Source organism: Aquimarina sp. TRL1 (assembly GCF_013365535.1).
In the GTDB taxonomy this organism is placed as follows: domain Bacteria; phylum Bacteroidota; class Bacteroidia; order Flavobacteriales; family Flavobacteriaceae; genus Aquimarina; species Aquimarina hainanensis.
On the sequence record NZ_CP053590.1, the window covers coordinates 2,289,340 to 2,308,509 of the forward strand.

The window sequence follows — 19,170 nt, forward strand, 5'->3', positions numbered from 1 at the left end:
GAAAAGTTGTTGAAATCTGGATATCAGAAGTTAAAAAACATTGGTAAAGTTCACATAGGATTCTCTGGATGTATCCTTGTTTTTGTAGGGATACATCCAGAGAAGTTCTGTTATCTAAGCTTTTTATCTGATAACCCCATTCCTTTGGCAAGATTAAGCAGGTTGCTGAACAAGTCATTTTCTGACGGGTCATTTGATTTCTGCTTTAACGTTGTCAGTAGGTTAGCAATTGTCAGGTTCTTAATATCTTCTGTAGAGATATTGTATTTCGTAGCAAACTCTTTGACTTTGTCTAATAAGTTTCCTTTGATGTCATCGCTTCCCAGGATCGCATCTTTTACATCCTGAATGTTGTCTGAGTGTTGAACCAGTCTGTCGAATCCTTTGGCTTTGGTCACTTGTCCTATAATCTGATCAAAGAACATTGTCTCTCCTCCAACAATATCAATATTTGCTGCTTTAAGTGCTTCTGCGATTACGTGTGCTTGTGCATCGGCGATTTCTTTCTGGATATTGATTTGAGCAAGGTCTACTTTTAATTCTTTTTCTAATTTTAGTTTGAACTCTTCGTGCTCTTTCCCAACTCCGTCTAGTTTCTTCATCGCTTCGGCTTTTTGTTCGATTCCGGCAGCTTCTGCTAATGCGATTTCTTTATCTCCTTCTGCTTGTGCTAGTGCAATTTCTTTGTTTCCGGTCGCTTCTGCTAGTGCTTTTTCTCTGATTATTTCTGCTTCTGCGATTCCTTGAGATTTAAGTGCTTCTGCTTTGGCTTCTATTCCAGCCGCTTCTGCTTTGGCAGTTTTTTCGATAATGCTAGCTTCTACAATTCCTTGTCTTTCGTTAGCATCAGCCTTGGCATGCATCACTTGTGCTTCAGACATTCCGATGGTTGCTTCTTCTTTTGCTTGTGCTTCTGCTAATGTTTTTCTAGCTTCTGCTTCTTTCTCACTAGCTTCTTTCTGTGCCTGTGCTTCAATATTAATTTCTTCAGCTTTTTGTTTTGCTGCTTCTTTTTGAGCCTCGGCCTCTTTGATTGTTTTAATCAGTGCTTCTTCTGCTTCTGCCTGAGCAATCGTAATTTTTACCTGCTTTTCTCGATCAGCTCCCTTGAATGCCTGAATATCTTTCATATTCTCTTGTTCTTCAACTACTCCTTTTTCAAGCATTACTCGGTCTCTGATTACATCCTGAATGTTTTTCTTTTCTACCTCGACAACTTTTTCTTTTTCGATCTGTGCCAGTGTCACAATACGCTCTCTTTCGGTAGCTTCTAACATTCTGTCTTTTTCTACTCGTTCTGATTCAACGGCATTGGTACGTTGCTTGTTTTTCTCAGCGACAATTACCTGACGTTGTTTATTTTCTTCTGCAACCTGAACTTTTTCTTCGGTTGAGATTCGGGCAGTCTCAGATTTTAGACGCTCTTCTTCAGCGACTTTTAACATTTCAGCTTCTTCTCTTGCCTTGATGTTCGCAATTTCTCTTTTTTGCTGTTCTTCTTTTTCTGCTAACTGCTTGTCTAATTCCAGGATAGCTTCTCTGGCTTCTACATCTTGTTTGCGGATTACTTTTTCTTCATCTCTTTTGATGAGATTGGCTTTGATGTTTTGAGTAGCGGTTAGCTCTGTAATTTTCTTGATCCCTTCTGCATCGAGAATATTATCGGATTTAAGGAAACTAACTGGGGTTTGTTCTAAGTAATCAATAGCACAATCTTCTAGTGTATATCCGTTGAGGTCAGTTCCGATGATATCTACAATTTCATCTCTGAATTCACGTCTTGCTTCATATAATTCTGTAAACTGGAATTTTTTTCCAACTGTTTTTAATGCTTCAGAGAATTTTGCTTCGAATAAGTCTTCTAGGGTAGAGATGTGAGAAGCTCTTTCACAACCTATGGTTTGTGCTACTTTTTTAATAAACTCCACATCGTTGTTGACTCTGACGAAAAAAGCTACTTTGATGTCAGCTCTCATATTGTCTTTACATACCAATCCGTCATTTCCTAATCGTTCTATCTGGATTTTCTTAACAGAGATATCCATAATCTCTACTTTGTGAAATACAGGGACTACGTATAGTCCTCTGTCTGTGGCTACTTTGGTTCCCTTAAACCCGGTACGAACAAGTGCCTGCCCTTGTGGCACTTTTTTGTAAAACATTGCGATGATGGCAAAGTATACAATAATCAGAAATAGAATGAGCCCTAATCCAATTACAATGAATGGTAATATTTGTTCTAACATTTTTTGGTTTATTTATTTAGTCATTATATGATTGTACGAAATAGTGATTGTGATCTTCTGATTGTTTGATAATCAGTATTTTTTCCTTATAGTTTATTTGCTCCCCATGAAGTGATTTTATATATATTGTTATTGGATTTTTGTCAATTACAATTTCTGCGGTACCTAATTTACTTTCAGCAATAGTAGATTGTGATATTCCAGTTCTTCCTATTAGATCATAGGCTTCATCTCCATCCTGATTCAGGTTTTTAAAGAAACTCTTAAATGGAGTGGTAAAGAATTTTGTTAGCAGTAATGAGGGAACAATTCCTGCTAAGAAAATCACGTATCCCATACTGTGATCATAGGTATGCGTTATTGTTGTTGTTATTGTCGTACATAACCACCAGATAAATATCCAAGCAGAAAATGTAAACATGAAGGGAAGTCCGACAAAATTAAAATAAATTAATAATATTTGCCACCATTTTAGAGGTTTTCTCTTTTTGCCAATAACATCTTCTTTATTGATTTCTGTATTGGCAATATCTTCAAAATCCAGGTTTCCCCCTTCTATACTTGTGTCTGTATCGATTTCGAAATCCGTATCGATATCTGCGTCTATATCTACGTCGACATCCAGGTCAAAATCAATTCCAGAAATCATGGTAAATATCCAGTATATAACGAGAAGGAGCATTAACAGCGTTAATACCAGGTTTACAGGTGAAAATATGATGTTGAGAAAATTGTCCAAAGGTGTTCGTGTTTACTGGTTGTCTTTATTGAATCCTAATTGTTCTTTAAGTTTGGCTAAGTCATCTTCTGCATTGGCTTCGGTAAGGTCAATCGCTTTATCAATTTCTTCATCAATAGACTTTGATGTATTAGCAATATCTCCATATGCCTCTGCAAGTGCCTCTTCCTGTATTACTTTTTCTTTCATACGTTCTAACATACTAACAGTACTTGAGCTGTCAATTTCAGCCATTTGCTTGTTTAGGTTCTTGGTTGCTTTAGAGACCTTTACTCTGGCTTTTAATGTTTTTAGCTCGTTTTCGTATTTGCTGATAGTTTGTTTGATTTCCTGTACATTTTTTTCGAGTTGTGCTACAGACTTATCAAATTTTTCGGACTCTTCTTTAGTTCGAGATGCATGCTTACTTGATTCTTCTTTTTTGATCAAAGCTTCTTTAGCCAGCCGGTCTGCTTCTGTAGCTGCGATATCTCCGCTTTGTGCTTTTTTTAGAATTAACATGGCTTTTTGCTGATAATCTTGTGCCTTTACCAGGAATTCTTCGGTTTCATTTTTAGAACGAATAGCCAGGGCTTTTACCTGTGCCAACGCTTCCAGGCTTTTTTCCAGATCAGATTTCATATCTCTGATCCCTTGTTCGGTCATTTTTATAGGGTCTTCCATTTTATCAATTGCGGAATGCGCTTCTGCCTCCCCAATTTTGAATAATCGTTTGAAAAAGTTCATAGCTTAATATTTTGAAAAATTGATAATTTGCTCAGAGTATTCTCCTAAAAGAAGACTAAGTGAATTTAAGGAACCTTCCAGTTCATTAAGGTCTAAGTTTTCTACTTGTAGAGTGTCTCTGAAAATAACACGCTCTCCAGTTTGGTCTAATACGAATGCCCCATGGACAATGTCTCGATTCTTTTGTAAGAGGCTTTTGTATACCTGTTCATTTTTGTTTTTAATATCAAAAACATGCTGCTCTATAATTAATATGGGAGTGGCAATCCCTAGGATAAGGTTACTAATACCTTCACTTTCTTTACTAATCATAATGATCCCGTCCCCTTGGTTCTCATGCGTGATGTTGTAGTTGAGTTCTAGTATATAATCCTTTACCTGTTGAAAGTGATTCTGCATAAATTTATGTTTGATTGATTATTTGTAGAATGTTTAGTATGTGTATCAATATTACAAAAAGTTACATAAATGTTCTGCGAGATCCATAGCCTTGTGTGCTAAAAGACATAATATGACAATCATTGGTTTTATTGTTTTTAATTAGTGATTTTGTTTTCATGCTAAAAATTTTAGTAACGTAGTAGCTTTTCCCCCGAAAAGAAATACAATAAGAAAGTATTTCTACTAAAATTAGCATTATTGAATTATATTAGCTAATATTGTTAGTGTAAAAGTACAATATTTTTTTGTATTTGCAAATAAAATTAGCAAAAATGTCATTTTTTGGAAAAAATATAAAGAAAATAAGAAGTGTTAAAGGATTAAGTCAGCAGGCTTTTGCAGAGATTTTTGACTTAAAAAGAGGTACTTTAGGGGCTTATGAAGAAGGAAGAAGTGAACCTAAAATAGAAACCATTATTAAAATAGCTAATTATTTTAGCATCCAAATAGATGATTTATTGACCAGTGAGTTGACGGTTAATGAATTGTTAAAGTTTAAAGGAGATCTTACAACACAGGCAAAAGATATAAAAAGAGAACAATTTGCGATGGTCCCATGTATTACAGATGCTACTGCGAATGATTATATTTCTTTATTTGATAAGGAAAAATTTATAAATGAATTGCCAGTTCTTCAGTTGCCACTAAACCCCGAGAAAGAATTTAGAGGATATACAGTGTCTAATCTGGAGATGACCTCTCATGACGAAGGATTTTTTCCCAAAGATATTGTGATCGGAGAGAAGGTGCCTTCTTCGGTAATTAAGAAATTAAATAATGGAACCCTGGTCTTTGTGGTAGTAGAAGGAGAGATTGTTTTTAGAAGATTATACATTACTAAAAATAATGTGGTCTTGAGGGCTGATCATAAGAATATAGATGACCTGGAATTTTCTATTGGATCTATAGAGGAATTGTGGAGAATTCGCTATGCTTTTTTTAGACGTATTCCTGAGTTTTCTGATGGGGTAGAAGAAAAATTAATGATGATCGAACAGGAATTATTGAATATGAAGAAGAAGATGAAGTAACTATTTTATAAAATTTAGTTATGATAAAATAGTGATTATCAATTCAACTGAGATTTAGAATGCTGCTTTTATAATTACTTTTATAAATAATGTTTAATGAACAAGTATATGTTTGTTAGATGAATATAGAAAGAGATATAATGTATTAGTGAGTTAGGTAGGTTATTTTCTTTGGGTATTGATCTGTCTGTATATTATAAATGTATACTAACAGCTACACTGATATTTATAATAGTTAGTAATGATGAATATGTCAGAAACATATAATATCAGGTCAGTAAGTGTTCGGTCCAGACAAACAAAAATGAGATTATTAATGCCTTCTTCAATGGTAGAGATGTTTCAGCAATTTCTGAAAGAAACTATAGAGAATGAGGTGGTAGTGGTGAACACCAACATCAGTATGCAGATTTATTATTATTCAAAGAATGATTATAGCCATTTTATAAGAGAAAGTGTATTGCTATATGTGATGAAAAGAGTAGGAGGTACTGAATTGAAATTTCAGTACGGAAATGATAAGCAAGAGGTTTTTGAGCATTTTTCTGCCGCTATGTACAGCTTTGCAAAGTATCCTCAACTTTTTTTAGCCTATAGCAAGAAGATTTTATACATAAAGAAGAAGTATCCGGGGAGTCGTTTTATTATGCCAGTTTTAATTGATTTTTTCGAAGATGTTTTGCGTGTTTTGGGGGAGGCTAATAAGATACCGCATATCGATAAGATCAAGAGGGCGAAAAATAAATCTCAGAGTCCGGAAACTCAAGAAGATATTCTTAGGAGACTGGTCTCTGAGATTTTATTAAAAAAGCATAATAATTAATGCTGTGTATTAAAATTCCGCGCTTAGTGGTGTTCTGGGGTATGGAATTACGTCTCGAATATTGCTCATTCCTGTAACAAATAATACGAGTCGTTCGAAACCAAGACCGAAACCACTATGTGTACAGGTTCCAAACCTTCTGGTGTCTAAATACCACCATAAGTCTTCTTCCGGGATGTCTAATGCAGCCATTTTTTCCTGTAGAACTTCTAATCTTTCTTCTCTTTGAGAACCTCCTACAATTTCTCCAATCCCAGGGAATAGAATATCCATAGCTCGAACTGTTTTTCCGTCCTCGTTAAGTCGCATATAGAATGCCTTGATATTCGCTGGATAGTCAAAAAGTATCACCGGGCATTTAAAGTGCTTTTCTACCAGGTAGCGCTCATGCTCACTTTGTAAGTCAGCACCCCATTCTTCAATTGGGTACTTGAACTTTTTCTTTTTATTGGGTTTCGAATTTTTCAAGATTTCTATTGCCTCAGTGTAACTAACACGTTTAAAATTGTTATCTAATACAAATCGAAGCTTGTCTCTCAATAACATTTCTGAGCGCTCTGCCTGTGGCTTTTGTTTGTCCTCCTGAACCAAACGGTTTTCTAAAAAAGCTAAATCGTCCTGGCAGTTGTCCAATACGTATTGAATGACATATTTTATAAAATCTTCTGCTAGATCCATGTTTCCGTCAAGATCACAGAAAGCGATTTCTGGTTCGATCATCCAAAACTCTGCCAGGTGACGAGAGGTGTTTGAATTTTCTGCTCTGAAAGTTGGTCCAAAAGTGTATATCTGTCCAAGACCCATTGCATACGTTTCTCCTTCTAACTGTCCAGAAACAGTTAGGTTGGTTTCTCTCCCAAAAAAGTCCTTGCTATGATCAATATTCCCATTTTCGTCCTTGGGAATATTATTTAGATCCATATTGGTCACTTTAAAAGCTTCTCCAGCACCTTCTGCATCACTTCCTGTTATTATTGGTGTGTGTACATAGTGAAAATCATTTTTCTGAAAATAGTCATGTACAGCGTACGATAATTTAGATCGTAGACGCATGATGGCACCAAATGTATTTGTACGTACTCTTAAATGAGCTTGTTCTCTCAGCTTTTCTAAACTATGGCGCTTAGGTGATAAGATGGTTTTTTTTACCTCTTCAGGATTGGCATCTCCTTCTATCTCTATTGCCGATACCTGGATTTCTACACGTTGTCCTTTTCCTTCACTTTCTACTAATGTCCCAGAAACAGCAATTGCAGCACCAATATTAATTCTATCCACTATTTCTTGATTAATTGTGTTGTCTTCAATAACACATTGGATATTATTTATAGTGGACCCGTCATTTACAGCTATGAATCGATCATTACGAAATGAACGTACCCATCCTTTTATGGTAACTGGCTGTAATAGTTGATCACTTTGTAGTACTTCTATTACTTTAGTGTGTTTCATTTGTATTTAGTTTTCTTTTTTATATCGTTTAATTTTTTACCCTATTGCATTCAGAAAGGTATAATTATTCCGAAGGGTAGAAATTAAGGTAGCAAATATAATTTTTTTAATCTGATTGTCATAAATAGATTGTGTAGTTAAAAAGGAATAAAGTGAGGTTTTATGATTCTCTAATTATGGATTCTATCTCGTGATTTGACGTTTTTTGGAAAGGTGATTCGATAAAAAAAGAGAATGTAAAAGAGAATTTCATACGAAAATGATAAAAAAAACGACTTTTTTGTAAAAACCATATACTTATAATATTCTGAAAATCAACATAATACAATTTTTTTAGAATTTTTTTGACATTTTTTTAAAGCCAAATGTAAAAAAGGGGATTTTTCCCCCCTTCAAACTATTTTATTTATGGCGTGCTGCATTTATATTGCATATGCAATTGTGACGATAAGTGCATTAAGTTAAGTTAAGTTTAGTTAGGTAGGTTTTGGGGTAATCTATCTTACAAAAAGTCCCACCAAGTTCTTGGTGGGGCTTTCTTTTTTATAGAGATGTATTTTCTTATTTTTCTTTTTGTTCTGGTAGTTCTTCGTCATTGGCAATAATGCGAAGCTTCGGCTCTTTTAATGTTTTCTTATTGGCAATGCTTCTTTCTAGAGATAATAATAAAGAAGGGAGTAAAAGAAGGTTTGCAAGCATAGCAAATATTAGGGTGATGGAGATAAGTCCTCCCAGAGCTTTGGTTCCTCCAAAACTGGAAATCATAAATACGGAGAATCCAAAGAATAACACAGTAGATGTGTAAAACATGCTGACTCCTGTTTCTCGTAAGGCTCCAAACACTGATTTGCGTATTCTCCAGTGATTTGACTTTAGTTCTTGTCGGTATTTTGCCAGGAAATGAATCGTATCATCTACTGAAATACCAAAAGCAATACTAAAGACAAGAATGGTCGAAGGTTTTATAGGAACTCCTAAGAATCCCATTAATCCTGCTGTCATTAATAATGGAAGTAGGTTGGGGATTAAGGAGATAATAATCATTTTAAACGAGCGGAACATCCAGGCCATAAATAAAGCGATAAGCAGAATGGCTAATCCTAAAGAAAAAACCAGATTCCATACAAGATAGGTGGTTCCTTTTTGAAATATTAATGCTTTTCCTGTGAAGGTAACATCATACCTGTCTTCTGGGAATATCTTTTTTATTTTAGGAGTAAGGTTAGCTTCGATTCGTTCCATTTCCTCTGTGCCAACATCTTTCATAAAAGTAGTAATTCTGGCATATTGTCCGGTAGAATCTATGTAGCTTTTCATGACTCCAGCTTTGGATTCAAAACTCTTTGCATAAGGTAGAATGAAATTCCGCTCCTGACTTGTTGGGATTTGATAATATTTTGGATTTCCATTATAAAATGCCTGCTTGGCATACTTAACCAAGTTAACAATCGAAATTGGTTTTGATAACTCGGGGGTTTCTTCGATAAGTTCACTGAGTTTCTCCATTCGTTTTAATGTTGGGAGTTTTAAAACTCCTTGCTTTCTTTTCGTATCAATGAGAATCTCCAGTGGCATGATACCATCAAATTCTTTTTCGAAAAATGTAATATCTTTAAAGAAAGGGGCTTCTTTTGGCATGTCTTCCAGTAAGCTTCCGGAAACTTTTATGGTGTAAATACCAATGATACTTCCTATAAGAATCATTACTGACCAGGCATATATGGTTATTCTTCGAGTTTTAACCATATGTTCCATCCAATCCACGAGTCTTTCGATCCATTGTTTTCCTAAATGCTTGAGATGCCTTTCTTTTGGGGGAGGCATATAGCTGTAGATCACAGTAATTACCAGTAAGCATAAAATAAATAAGGCAACAATATTCAAAGAAGCGACAATACCAAATTCTTTCAGAAGTTTACTCTCTGTTAAGGCAAAAGTGGCAAAACCGGCAGCGGTAGTGATGTTAGTCATCAGAGTGGCATTTCCTACCTTGGTGATAACACGTTGAAGGGACTTGGCTTTGTTTCCGTGTTTTTTGATTTCCTGTTGGTATTTATTAATAAGGAAAATACAGTTTGGAATCCCTATTACAATAACAAGAGGGGGAATAATGGCGGTTAGTACAGTTATTTCATATTTTAATAATCCCAGAATACCAAAAGCCCACATGACTCCAATGATAACTGTAGCCATGGATATAAAAGTAGCTCGGAAGGATCTGAAAAAGAAAAAGAAAATAACAGAGGTGACTAAAAGAGCACCAAGTATAAATATTTGTATCTCGTCCATGATGTTTTGAGAGTTCATGGTACGGATATATGACATTCCAGATACTTTAATGTCAATATTGTGTTTTTTTTCGAATGCTTCTACTTTAGGAACTAGTACTTTTTCGATAAAAACTTTTCGGATGCTGGTGTTTACAATTTCTTTTTTTAAATATAGAGCACTTTGTACTGTTTCTGAGTGCTTGCTATATACCAATCCCTGATAGAATGGAAGCTCGTTAAAAAGTTCGAATTTATATTCTGAAACCTGATCCTTGGTAAAGGTTGAGTCCTTGATAAATGGAGTGAGTTCGAATCGGGGAGGGTTGTCCTTTTTTTCTAACTTCTGCAGGTCTCCGATAGAAATAACCAGGTCTATCTCATCGTGTGTTTTGAAAGAATTGTTAAAGTTGTTCCATGCTTTTAATTTTTCTGGAGAAAAAAGAGAACTGTCATTAACAGCCATTACAATAAGATTTCCTTCTTCGCCGAATTTATCAAGGAATTTTTGATATTGTAAGTTGATTTCGTGGTCATCAGGTAATAAATTAGCTTCTGTAAAAGAAAACCTCATATGTTGCCATTGAAAACCAAGAAAGACTGTAATTCCTACAATTAGAATAATGATTGCCGGTCTGTTGCGGAGAATGATGCCTGCCAGTGCATTCCAAAACCCAAAACTTAATAACTTTGCCATGCTTTATTTTAGTTGTGCAAATGTAAGGATTTGAGCTTTTACTGTTAAGTGCTTTTAGGGAAATAATTATTTTTAATACTAAATTATAATTTAAGATAGAAGGTAAATTTAAAAGCGATGTTGTCTCCGAAATTAGGGAGGTGATATGCTCCGTACCTGTATGAAAAACTCAATCCAAAACCAGCGAACAATTTATTGATTTCGATTCCTGATTCTTGATATCCGTGTTTTAATGATTTGAATTCAATGCCTTGATGGTCTTCTATGTTGTCAACATCTCCGATAGCATAGCGATTGATAAATGATAGTTCTGGCTTAAGCCAGCTGGTAATTTTAAAAGGTTTGAGTGTATGACGAATTTGTAATGAAGCAAGTTTGTTGCTAAAAAATTCACTGAAATACATGGTTTCGAAGCTACTTCTGCCTGCGACAGAGAATCGTTGCATGATGGTTTCCTTAGTAGGTGCATTTGGGTATGCGTGATAGAGATGTGTGAGTGGAACATCTCCACTGGCTAAATTCCCTTCCAATAAGAAACTAGTGCTGGATTCGTTTAGTCTGTTGATGGTGTATTCCGCTTTGATGCCAAATTTGGCATATTGAAAATCACTGTTCAGGACTCCCTTATATGCCTGAGTGTATTGTGCTGTGATTTTTGGGAACCCTTCCTGTACTTCTCTGTAGCCATCTGGTGTTTTGAGGAATTCGCTAAAGGGAGACCATCGTATCGCTATGGTTGATTCTGCAAGTTTGTATGAGGAATGGGCAATATTATTTTTTACATATCTGTAACCTCCTGTTTGATAAATATCTCCTAGAGATATTTGTGCTTCAGAGAGAAGTTTGGGTAGAATTTGATACTGTAGGCTGCTGCTCCAGGTTTGGTGTTTGTAATAAAAATCAATGTTAACAAGTCGGGGTTCAAAGAGGGAATAAACTCTTCTGTCTGTTAGGTATAAAAAGCTTCCTACTTCACTTAAGTCGTCTGTGTAATTGAAGTTTAACCAGGTTCTGGCGTCTTTGTTTAGTAAAACACCTGTTCCGACACCATACTTAAAAGCATTATCTCTGAATCCATAGGTTAGATATCCTTCTATCCTAAACCTTTTAGAGAGCTTTTCGTTGCTAAGCATTCCGATTCCGAGACGTAACCCTTCGTAATTGTTATACTTAATCGGATAAGTAAGGTCAAAATTTATAATGCTAAGTGGGTAATACCCTAAATTGAAATTTTGGATAACCCTGATCTTATGTTCGATATTTTGCTTTTTTACAATATCTGCGATAACAGGAAAAGAGTTTTCGTCTTTTTCGGTAATTTCACTAGTTCTGTATTGTTCCCAGTATGTGTCAGGTCTATTAGAAGCTTCTGGGTGGATTTCGATTGCTGCTCGTTTGGCAGAAAGTTGTATCGGGGGGTTTAGGGTAATGTCAAAATAATCAGTTTTTGAAATTAAAAACCCGTTGTTTTCTTTGCTTGTTTTTTTAGTGTTCCCCAATCTTCCAATAGAAATTCTTCCTCCAAAAAGGGCTACTTTCTGTCTCCCTTTTCCGGATTGAATGGAGACTTCCTGGTTTGAAGGAAACCAGAGATTTTGTTCTTCGTAGTAATGGTAGTTATGAGTAGCCATTATATTGAGTTCGCCTCTTACTTCTGCTATTGCTTTTTGGATAGCCAGGGTTTCCATGTCCAGATATAAAACTCCTTCCAGGCTGGCCACACGTTTGGATCGCCTCGGTTGGAAAAGAATAACGTAGGCAGGTCTTTTTCCTTTAGTGGTGTCTAGGATTTTGAAATAGTAATTCTTAATAGCTCTTTTGGATAAGGGACCTGCATATTTATTGTCTAATATGGTATAGTCTTCCTCGTACAATGTGTTGGATTGGATTTTGATACCTAGGACATTGTAGACGGGTTCTTCGAAACCTGTCATTCTGGTAGCGAGGATCGTTTCTTTTTCTCCTTTGTTTTTTAAGTATTGGTATTCGCTTATTTTTTCTGAAAGAAAAGAATGGGTTTCATTGAATATATGTTCAATATCTACATCGGCGGTATCTTTGCTTTCTAATTTTCCTTTATTTTTTCCTGTGATTTTGAATTTGTTATAGGTTTTGTAGCTGTAACTGTTCAATTTGCTTTTAGGGTTGTTTAGGGGGCGTTTTCGGATGGCTTTGCGAATAATTTTGGAAGCAATATTTCCATCACTATCAATTTCTATTGGGTCGAGTTTCTCGGTTTTTGGAGTTAGGTAAAACTCAATTTTGTCAATATCTGCAGATGCAATTGTCAGGTTTTTGGTGATATACCCTATGTAGCTAACGGTGATTTTTAATGGTAGTTCCTGACAGTGAATCGAGAATTCTCCTGTAGAATCACTTAGTGCATAATCAGAATGATTGGTCTTTATAGTGGCAAAGGGAAGTGGGTTATTGGTGGATTGATCTATTATTTTTCCAGAGATATTTATTTGAGAACATAAAAGAAATGGGGTAAGAAAAGATAAACAAAGGAGTATGTTTCGCATTATCTGAATGAGTTCAAAAAGGGGTAATATACAAAAAAAAGCGCCTTGTCGTATATAGGCGCTTTTTTAAAGGTGTAATAGACTTATATTGTCATGATTTCTTTTTCTTTGACAGTAAGCATTTCATCTATTTTTTTGATAAAAGCATTGGTCAATTCCTGAATATCAATTTCAGTATTTTTGGCAAGGTCTTCAGATAATCCGTCCTTTTCCAGTTTTTTTACTTCATTATTGGCATTTTTTCGGTCATTTCTGATTCCCACTTTAGAATCTTCAGCTTCCATTTTGGCTTGTTTTACCAAATCTCTTCTGCGTTCTTCTGTTAATGGGGGAACGGTGATAATAACGCTTTCTCCATTGTTCATAGGGTTGAAACCAAGATTAGCAACTAGGATTCCTTTTTCGATTTCAGGAATTAAGGATTTTTCAAACGGTTGAACGCTGATTGTTCTTGCGTCAGGTGTGGTTACGTTTCCTACCTGATTTAGCGGAGTAGGAGCGCCGTAATATTCTACCATAACACCTCCTAGCATAGAAGGTGTTGCTTTACCAGCTCTAATGTTTAGAAGTTTCTTTTCTAAGTGTTGTATCGTGTTGTTCATGGATTCTTTGGTGGAATCGATGATAAAATTAATTTCTTCGTTCATTTTTTTAGTCTTTTCTTTTGATGGATCAAAAAATGAGTTAATTAGTACTTATAGGTTTACTTGAGTTCCTATGGTTTCTCCTGAAACCACCTTGAATAAATTACCTTCTTTGTTCATGTCGAATACTATGATAGGTAATTCATTTTCCTGACTTAGTGTAAAGGCGGTGGTGTCCATTACCTTTAATCCTTTTCTCAGGACATCATCAAAAGTAATAAAATCAAATTTAGTAGCGTCAGCATCTTTTTCTGGGTCAGCGGTATAGATACCATCAACTCTTGTTCCTTTAAGAATAACATCAGCATTAATTTCTATAGCTCTAAGAACAGCTGCAGAATCTGTAGTGAAGTAGGGGTTTCCTGTTCCTCCTCCAAAAATAACTACTCTTCCTTTTTCCAGGTGTCTGATAGCTTTTCTTCTGATAAAAGGTTCTGCTACTTCATTTATCTTTACAGCGGATTGTAGTCTGGTAGGGATTTCTGCATCCTCAAGGGCGCTCTGAAGAGCGAGTCCATTTATTACCGTTGCAAGCATTCCCATGTGATCTCCTTGTACCCGATCCATCCCTCTACTAGCTCCGGCAACCCCTCTAAAGATGTTACCTCCTCCGATTACAATGGCTACTTCGACGCCTTCTTTGGTTATTTGCTTAATCTCATCCGCGTATTCGGCTAGTCTTTTTGGGTCAATTCCATATTGACGATCTCCCATTAAAGCTTCTCCGGATAGTTTGAGTAATATTCTTTTGTATTTCATAGTGTGCTTGAACTGTGCTGCAAATATAATGATATTCTTAATTTACAAAATAGTTTGGATAGGAAAGAATGTTCTATATGTAGATTGTGGTATTTTTTTTGATAGAAGTATAAAAAAAGGGGAATTTTCCCCTGCTCAAGCTATTGATTGGTATGTTTCTTTGTTATAAGTTTGTACCAGGAAAACAAAAAATGCTAGGTTGAAAACGGAGCGTTTTTAAGAAGGTTTCTTTTGTTGATTTAATGATGTTTTAAAGGGGGTTATGAAGAACTAATTGGGGAGTTTGTTCTTTGTGAAGATCTTTTTGGAATGACAAAAAATCTGGAAGGGAATAAAATTAAAGATGCTCTTGTCATGTAAACGAGAAAAGAAAAAGCCGCTTCGATTAGAAGCGGCTTTTGTATTTTGTAAATGTATTTGATGCTTATCCTAAAGCTACTCTTTCAAAAGCAACAACAGATACATCTCCTAGTGTTTTTACATAATCAGCAACGCTCTTTTTGTTATCTTTAATGAAAGCTTGATTTACAAGAGTGTTGTCTTTAAAGAAACGCTTGATTTTTCCTTTGGCAATGTTGTCAAGCATTTCTTCTGGCTTTCCTTCTTGACGTAATTGATCTTTAGCGATTTCTATTTCTTTTTCGATTACAGATGGGTCTACTCCGTCTTCGTTTAAGGCTACTGGATTCATAGCGGCTGCTTGCATTGCTACATCTTTAGCGACAACATCAGCACCGTCAGCACTAGCAGAAAGACCTGTAAGTACTCCGATTTTGTTTCCAGCGTGGATGTAAGAACCAACTAAAGGAGCTTCAAGAATTCTGAAATCACCGATTTCTATTTTTTCTCCAATAACTCCGGTTTGTTCTGTTAATTTATCCTGAACAGAGATTCCGTTAAAATCTTTGCCTAATAAATCTTCTTTAGAAGAAGAAGTTAAAGCTAATTCAGCAAGTTCATGAGCTAATGAAACGAAAGAATCATTCTTTCCTACGAAGTCAGTTTCACAGTTTAGAGAAACAATAACTCCTTTGGTTCTACTTTCGTTTACTTTTGCGATAACAGCACCTTCTGTAGAGTCTCTGTCTGCTCTATTGGCAGCTACTTTTTGTCCTTTTTTTCTAAGAAGTTCAATTGCTTTGTCAAAATCTCCGTCAGCTTCAACAAGTGCTTTTTTGCAGTCCATCATTCCGGCACCTGTAGCTTTACGTAATTTATTTACTTCTGCGGCTGTAATCTTTGCCATATCTGTTAATTTTTATGTGGTTGTGTTAAAAGACAAGTCGTTTAGTGCTACTGTGAAGTAAAGAACTAAACGACTCATCGATTTTCTTAATAAAGGTATTGCTTTTAGGTCTAACTAATGTTTTCTTAGTATTTAGAAGACTTTAAATAAAGCTTAACCTTTGTTGGTTTTACTGGTTAAAACAGTCACCTAATGAATGTTTTTATTCTTCCTCTTGCGTATCACCTTCTGTTGCTACGGCTGCAGGAGCAGGTTTTGCTTCTGCCTTCTTAGCAGGTTGTGCTTTTGGAGCTTCTTTTGCTGCTTTTCTTTCACTTAAACCTTCTGAAATAGCGTCTGTAACATATGTCATTACTTTATCGATAGACTTAGAAGCATCATCATTAGCAGGGATTACATACTCTACCTGACGTGGATCAGAGTTTGTATCAACCATTGCGAAAATTGGAATGTTTAATTTTTGAGCTTCTTTTACTGCGATATGCTCGCGAGTAATATCTACAACAAATAAAGCACCAGGAAGACGAGTCATATCAGAGATAGAACCAAGGTTCTTTTCTAATTTAGCTCTTAAACGATCTACCTGAAGACGCTCTTTTTTAGATAAGGTGTTGAATGTACCGTCTTTCTTCATTCTATCGATTGAAGCCATTTTCTTTACGGCTTTACGGATAGTAACAAAGTTAGTAAGCATTCCTCCAGGCCATCTTTCTGTGATATATGGCTGGTTGGCTTTGCTTGCTTTTTCAGCAACGATTTCTTTTGCTTGTTTTTTGGTAGCAACAAAAAGGATTTTTCTACCAGAAGCTGCAATTTTCTTAAGCGCTTCACTGGCTTCGTCTATTTTTGCAGCAGTTTTATATAAGTTTATGATGTGGATGCCGTTACGCTCCATGTAGATGTATGGAGCCATGTTTGGGTCCCATCTTCTTGTAAGGTGTCCAAAGTGTACACCTGCATCAAGTAATTCTTTTACTTCGATATTGTTTGCCATCTTTGTAATAGTTTACGTTCTGTTGAATTAGCAATGAATAAGTGGCTATCGCTTTGATATGGCCTCATTCATTTAGATGCTAAACTAATCCTGAATAAATAGTGTTCTTTCTGAATAAAGAATCTGTAAATATCAGGTAACAACAAATACTGTTTTTTAATGAATTAACGTTTAGAGAACTGGAATTTCTTACGAGCTTTCTTCTGTCCGAATTTCTTACGCTCTACCATTCTTGGGTCTCTGGTTAGTAATCCTTCTGGTTTAAGGATTGATTTGTTTTCTTCGTCTAATTCGCACATCGCTCTTGAAATAGCTAGACGAATAGCTTCAGCCTGACCAGTTATTCCTCCTCCGTATACATTAACGTTAATGTCAAAGTTCTCTTCATTGCTAGTAAGAGCAAGAGGCTGATTTACTTTGTACTGTAACGTAGCAGTGGTGAAATAATCGTTAAGCTCTTTTTTGTTAACCGTAATATTACCAGAACCTTCCTTAAGGTAAATACGAGCTACAGCGGTCTTTCTACGACCAATTTTGTGAATAACTTCCATTACTTAAATTCGTTTAAGTTAACAGTTTTAGGCTGCTGAGCGTCTTGGTTGTGAGTTGCTCCTGCATATACCTTTAAATTGCGGAATAATGCTGCTCCTAACTTGTTTTTAGGTAGCATTCCTTTTACCGCTTTTTCGATTAAACGCTCTGGGTTTTTTTCAAATAATTCCTGAGCAGTAAGACTTCTTTGCCCTCCAGGGTATCCAGTGTGACGGATGTATGATTTATCAGTCCACTTTTTTCCTGACAAGTTGATTTTTTCGGCATTTGTAATAATGATATTATCACCGCAATCAACGTGTGGGGTAAAATTAGGTTTGTGTTTACCTCTTAGTAATTTTGCTACTACAGAAGATAGACGTCCTAAAGTCTGTCCTTCAGCATCTATATGTAACCATTCTTTGGTAACGGTTGCCTTATTGGCAGATACTGTTTTGTAACTTAATGTGTCCACACTAATTAAATTTAATAATTAAACATTCCTTTCCCTGTGTATAAAACAGGGGTGCAAATTTACAATTATAAATTTATATAGCAAATAGGTGAGGGATATTATTTTAATTGACTGATTCGATGAGGATCAGCATTTTGATGTCACTGTATCTTTTTAGTAAAAAATCATTCTTATTTTTTTACATTATTTTCTGTGTTTTGCCTTTGAGATGGTTATAAATCCTATTTTTGGGATTTATAAAAAAAATAGCTATTCGTTTTTTATTGTTTTTAGAATGATTTCAAAGCGAATGGCAATGTTAATGAGTTGTAGTATATGAATAAAATTAGTCTTGTCTTAGTTTTTTTGTTTTTGTTTCAGAGTTGTAAAAAAGAGCAGTCAAATAATATTTCGGAAGGAAATAAACTGAATGAGGCAATTGTATCAAAAGAAGATGATTCTCTCAAAACTTTTTTAAAGCATTATGAAAAGTTCTTTAAGGCTAATTTTAACCCTTCCGAATGTCCGGGAGCGGCATTGGTTATTGTTAAAGATTCGACAGTGCTGTTTAAGAAAGGATTTGGGGTAAAAAATATGCATACTCAGGATGCTGTGGATGAGAATACAGTTTTTAGAATAGCGAGTTTGTCTAAAGGGGTAACTGCTGTCTTGGCTGGAAATATGGTGGATCAGGGGGAATTGGAATGGAGGCAAAAAGTAAAAGAATCTGTAAGTCAATTTGACCTGAGAGATAAACAACAAGCAAATAGATTACGGGTAGAACATCTTCTATCTCACACTGGTGGATTTTATAAGTATACCAATACTAGATTGATTCATAAAGGACTTCCGCTGAATCGAATTGTAGCTGCCTTTCGAAGTACCGGAGTAATAACCAGAGAAGGGACAGACTATGCATATCAGAATGCAGCTTTTTCGATTGTAGAAAAAGTGATGGAAAAAGCAACGGGAAAAAGATTTGATAAGCTTCTTAAAGAACGTTTGTTTGTACCATTGGGGATGCGTAATGCGTCTTCCAGTTATGAGGAAATTAAAGCTAACTCTAATGTAGCGTTGCCGCACAAATGGAATCATTATTCTAAAAAATACAGTCTGGCTAAGCTTCATAAGAACTATTATAATGTAGCTGCAGCAGGAGGGATTAATGCTTCTATTTCGGATATGGGGGAATATTTAATAGCCTTGCTCGGTCATCGGCCAGATGTTATATCAAAAAAGAGCCTGAAAGAAATTTTTAGACCTGTTATCTGTACCAGTGATGCGGATACATATGTGAATTTATGGGAAGGAGTGACGGATTCTTTTTATGCCAAAGGCTGGAGGGTTCTGGAGTATAATGGAAGAACAATTATGTATCATGGCGGGAATGTAAATCAGTATAAAGGACAATTGTTAATTGATCCTGAAAATGGAATTGCTGTTTGTGCCTTGTTTAATGGTCCAAATACATATAATGGGGCAGTGATTCCAACATTTCTTAATTATTATGACTTTTATAAAGAGATAAAATAAATAGCTAATTTGTATTGCTGCCAGGTAGTATAAAACAAAAAGCTCTGATTTTTTCAGAGCTT

16 protein-coding genes are annotated in these 19,170 nt (G+C 35.5%); 3 read left to right on the top strand and 13 right to left on the bottom strand.

The genetic code is table 11. The features are described 5' to 3' along the window. Positions 1 to 110: 110 nt before the first annotated feature. The 4 genes from HN014_RS09340 to HN014_RS09355 are packed head-to-tail and all read right to left on the bottom strand — an operon-like array spanning position 111 to position 4,110. The gene (locus HN014_RS09340) at positions 111 to 2,246 is read right to left on the bottom strand and encodes a flotillin family protein (RefSeq protein ID WP_176028617.1); all 2,136 of its coding nucleotides are present in this window, start codon (positions 2,244 to 2,246) and stop codon (positions 111 to 113) included. A gap of 16 nt (positions 2,247 to 2,262) precedes the next feature. Beyond that, positions 2,263 to 2,985 (bottom strand): hypothetical protein, encoded by a 723-nt coding sequence (locus tag HN014_RS09345; protein WP_254884121.1) that lies wholly within the window; start codon positions 2,983 to 2,985, stop codon positions 2,263 to 2,265. Positions 2,986 to 2,997: 12 nt separating this feature from the next. Continuing rightward, on the bottom strand, positions 2,998 to 3,711 hold the full coding sequence (locus HN014_RS09350; RefSeq protein WP_176028618.1) for a PspA/IM30 family protein: 714 nt from the start codon (positions 3,709 to 3,711) through the stop codon (positions 2,998 to 3,000). 3 nt (positions 3,712 to 3,714) lie between these two features. Next, positions 3,715 to 4,110 (bottom strand): YbjN domain-containing protein, encoded by a 396-nt coding sequence (locus tag HN014_RS09355; RefSeq protein ID WP_176028619.1) that lies wholly within the window; start codon positions 4,108 to 4,110, stop codon positions 3,715 to 3,717. Positions 4,111 to 4,424: 314 nt separating this feature from the next. On the opposite strand from HN014_RS09355, the gene HN014_RS09360 reads away from it, so the two are divergent. Both HN014_RS09360 and HN014_RS09365 read left to right on the top strand, forming a co-directional pair. Next, positions 4,425 to 5,183, top strand: a complete 759-nt coding sequence (locus HN014_RS09360) for a helix-turn-helix transcriptional regulator (RefSeq protein ID WP_176028620.1) — start codon at positions 4,425 to 4,427, stop codon at positions 5,181 to 5,183. Positions 5,184 to 5,433: 250 nt separating this feature from the next. Continuing rightward, positions 5,434 to 6,006 (top strand): hypothetical protein, encoded by a 573-nt coding sequence (locus HN014_RS09365; protein WP_176028621.1) that lies wholly within the window; start codon positions 5,434 to 5,436, stop codon positions 6,004 to 6,006. Between the two features lie 9 nt (positions 6,007 to 6,015). Here the strand turns inward: HN014_RS09365 and asnS are convergent, their stop codons facing one another. The 9 genes from asnS to rplM form a co-directional block, all read right to left on the bottom strand. Next, entirely contained in the window at positions 6,016 to 7,458 is a 1,443-nt protein-coding gene (gene asnS, locus HN014_RS09370) for an asparagine--tRNA ligase (protein WP_176028622.1), read from the bottom strand. 561 nt (positions 7,459 to 8,019) lie between these two features. After that, the gene (locus HN014_RS09375) at positions 8,020 to 10,422 is read right to left on the bottom strand and encodes an RND family transporter (protein WP_176028623.1); all 2,403 of its coding nucleotides are present in this window, start codon (positions 10,420 to 10,422) and stop codon (positions 8,020 to 8,022) included. Positions 10,423 to 10,505: 83 nt separating this feature from the next. Further along, entirely contained in the window at positions 10,506 to 12,947 is a 2,442-nt protein-coding gene (locus HN014_RS09380; protein WP_176028624.1) for a DUF5686 family protein, read from the bottom strand. A gap of 83 nt (positions 12,948 to 13,030) precedes the next feature. Next, positions 13,031 to 13,594, bottom strand: coding sequence for a ribosome recycling factor (frr, locus tag HN014_RS09385; protein ID WP_176028625.1), 564 nt, complete (start codon positions 13,592 to 13,594; stop codon positions 13,031 to 13,033). 48 nt (positions 13,595 to 13,642) lie between these two features. Further along, complete coding sequence (gene pyrH / locus HN014_RS09390) at positions 13,643 to 14,350, bottom strand: UMP kinase (RefSeq protein ID WP_176028626.1); 708 nt, start codon at positions 14,348 to 14,350, stop codon at positions 13,643 to 13,645. A gap of 424 nt (positions 14,351 to 14,774) precedes the next feature. After that, entirely contained in the window at positions 14,775 to 15,596 is an 822-nt protein-coding gene (gene tsf / locus HN014_RS09395) for a translation elongation factor Ts (RefSeq protein ID WP_176028627.1), read from the bottom strand. 202 nt (positions 15,597 to 15,798) lie between these two features. Next, positions 15,799 to 16,590: a 30S ribosomal protein S2 gene (gene rpsB, locus HN014_RS09400; RefSeq protein ID WP_176028628.1), complete on the bottom strand. Its 792-nt coding sequence runs from the start codon at positions 16,588 to 16,590 to the stop codon at positions 15,799 to 15,801. Positions 16,591 to 16,754: 164 nt separating this feature from the next. Beyond that, positions 16,755 to 17,141, bottom strand: coding sequence for a 30S ribosomal protein S9 (gene rpsI, locus HN014_RS09405; RefSeq protein ID WP_176028629.1), 387 nt, complete (start codon positions 17,139 to 17,141; stop codon positions 16,755 to 16,757). Beyond that, a complete protein-coding gene (gene rplM / locus HN014_RS09410; RefSeq protein WP_176028630.1) occupies positions 17,141 to 17,596 on the bottom strand; it encodes a 50S ribosomal protein L13 in 456 nt (151 codons plus the stop codon). Before rplM ends, rpsI begins: the two co-directional genes overlap by 1 nt. A 315-nt stretch (positions 17,597 to 17,911) precedes the next feature. Between rplM and HN014_RS09415 the strand changes: the two genes are divergently transcribed. Continuing rightward, positions 17,912 to 19,108, top strand: a complete 1,197-nt coding sequence (locus HN014_RS09415; RefSeq protein ID WP_176028631.1) for a serine hydrolase — start codon at positions 17,912 to 17,914, stop codon at positions 19,106 to 19,108. Positions 19,109 to 19,170: the final 62 nt, after the last annotated feature.

Coding starts and splice junctions, on each gene's coding strand:
- HN014_RS09360 (WP_176028620.1), top strand. CDS start 4,425: ATGTCATTTTTTGGAAAAAATATAAAGAAAATAAGAAGTGTTAAAGGA.
- HN014_RS09415 (WP_176028631.1), top strand. CDS start 17,912: ATGAATAAAATTAGTCTTGTCTTAGTTTTTTTGTTTTTGTTTCAGAGT.
- HN014_RS09380 (WP_176028624.1), bottom strand. CDS start 12,947: ATGCGAAACATACTCCTTTGTTTATCTTTTCTTACCCCATTTCTTTTA.
- HN014_RS09375 (WP_176028623.1), bottom strand. CDS start 10,422: ATGGCAAAGTTATTAAGTTTTGGGTTTTGGAATGCACTGGCAGGCATC.
- frr (WP_176028625.1), bottom strand. CDS start 13,594: ATGAACGAAGAAATTAATTTTATCATCGATTCCACCAAAGAATCCATG.
- HN014_RS09350 (WP_176028618.1), bottom strand. CDS start 3,711: ATGAACTTTTTCAAACGATTATTCAAAATTGGGGAGGCAGAAGCGCAT.
- HN014_RS09365 (WP_176028621.1), top strand. CDS start 5,434: ATGTCAGAAACATATAATATCAGGTCAGTAAGTGTTCGGTCCAGACAA.
- HN014_RS09355 (WP_176028619.1), bottom strand. CDS start 4,110: ATGCAGAATCACTTTCAACAGGTAAAGGATTATATACTAGAACTCAAC.
- asnS (WP_176028622.1), bottom strand. CDS start 7,458: ATGAAACACACTAAAGTAATAGAAGTACTACAAAGTGATCAACTATTA.
- rpsI (WP_176028629.1), bottom strand. CDS start 17,141: ATGGAAGTTATTCACAAAATTGGTCGTAGAAAGACCGCTGTAGCTCGT.
- HN014_RS09340 (WP_176028617.1), bottom strand. CDS start 2,246: ATGTTAGAACAAATATTACCATTCATTGTAATTGGATTAGGGCTCATT.
- rpsB (WP_176028628.1), bottom strand. CDS start 16,590: ATGGCAAACAATATCGAAGTAAAAGAATTACTTGATGCAGGTGTACAC.
- pyrH (WP_176028626.1), bottom strand. CDS start 14,350: ATGAAATACAAAAGAATATTACTCAAACTATCCGGAGAAGCTTTAATG.
- tsf (WP_176028627.1), bottom strand. CDS start 15,596: ATGGCAAAGATTACAGCCGCAGAAGTAAATAAATTACGTAAAGCTACA.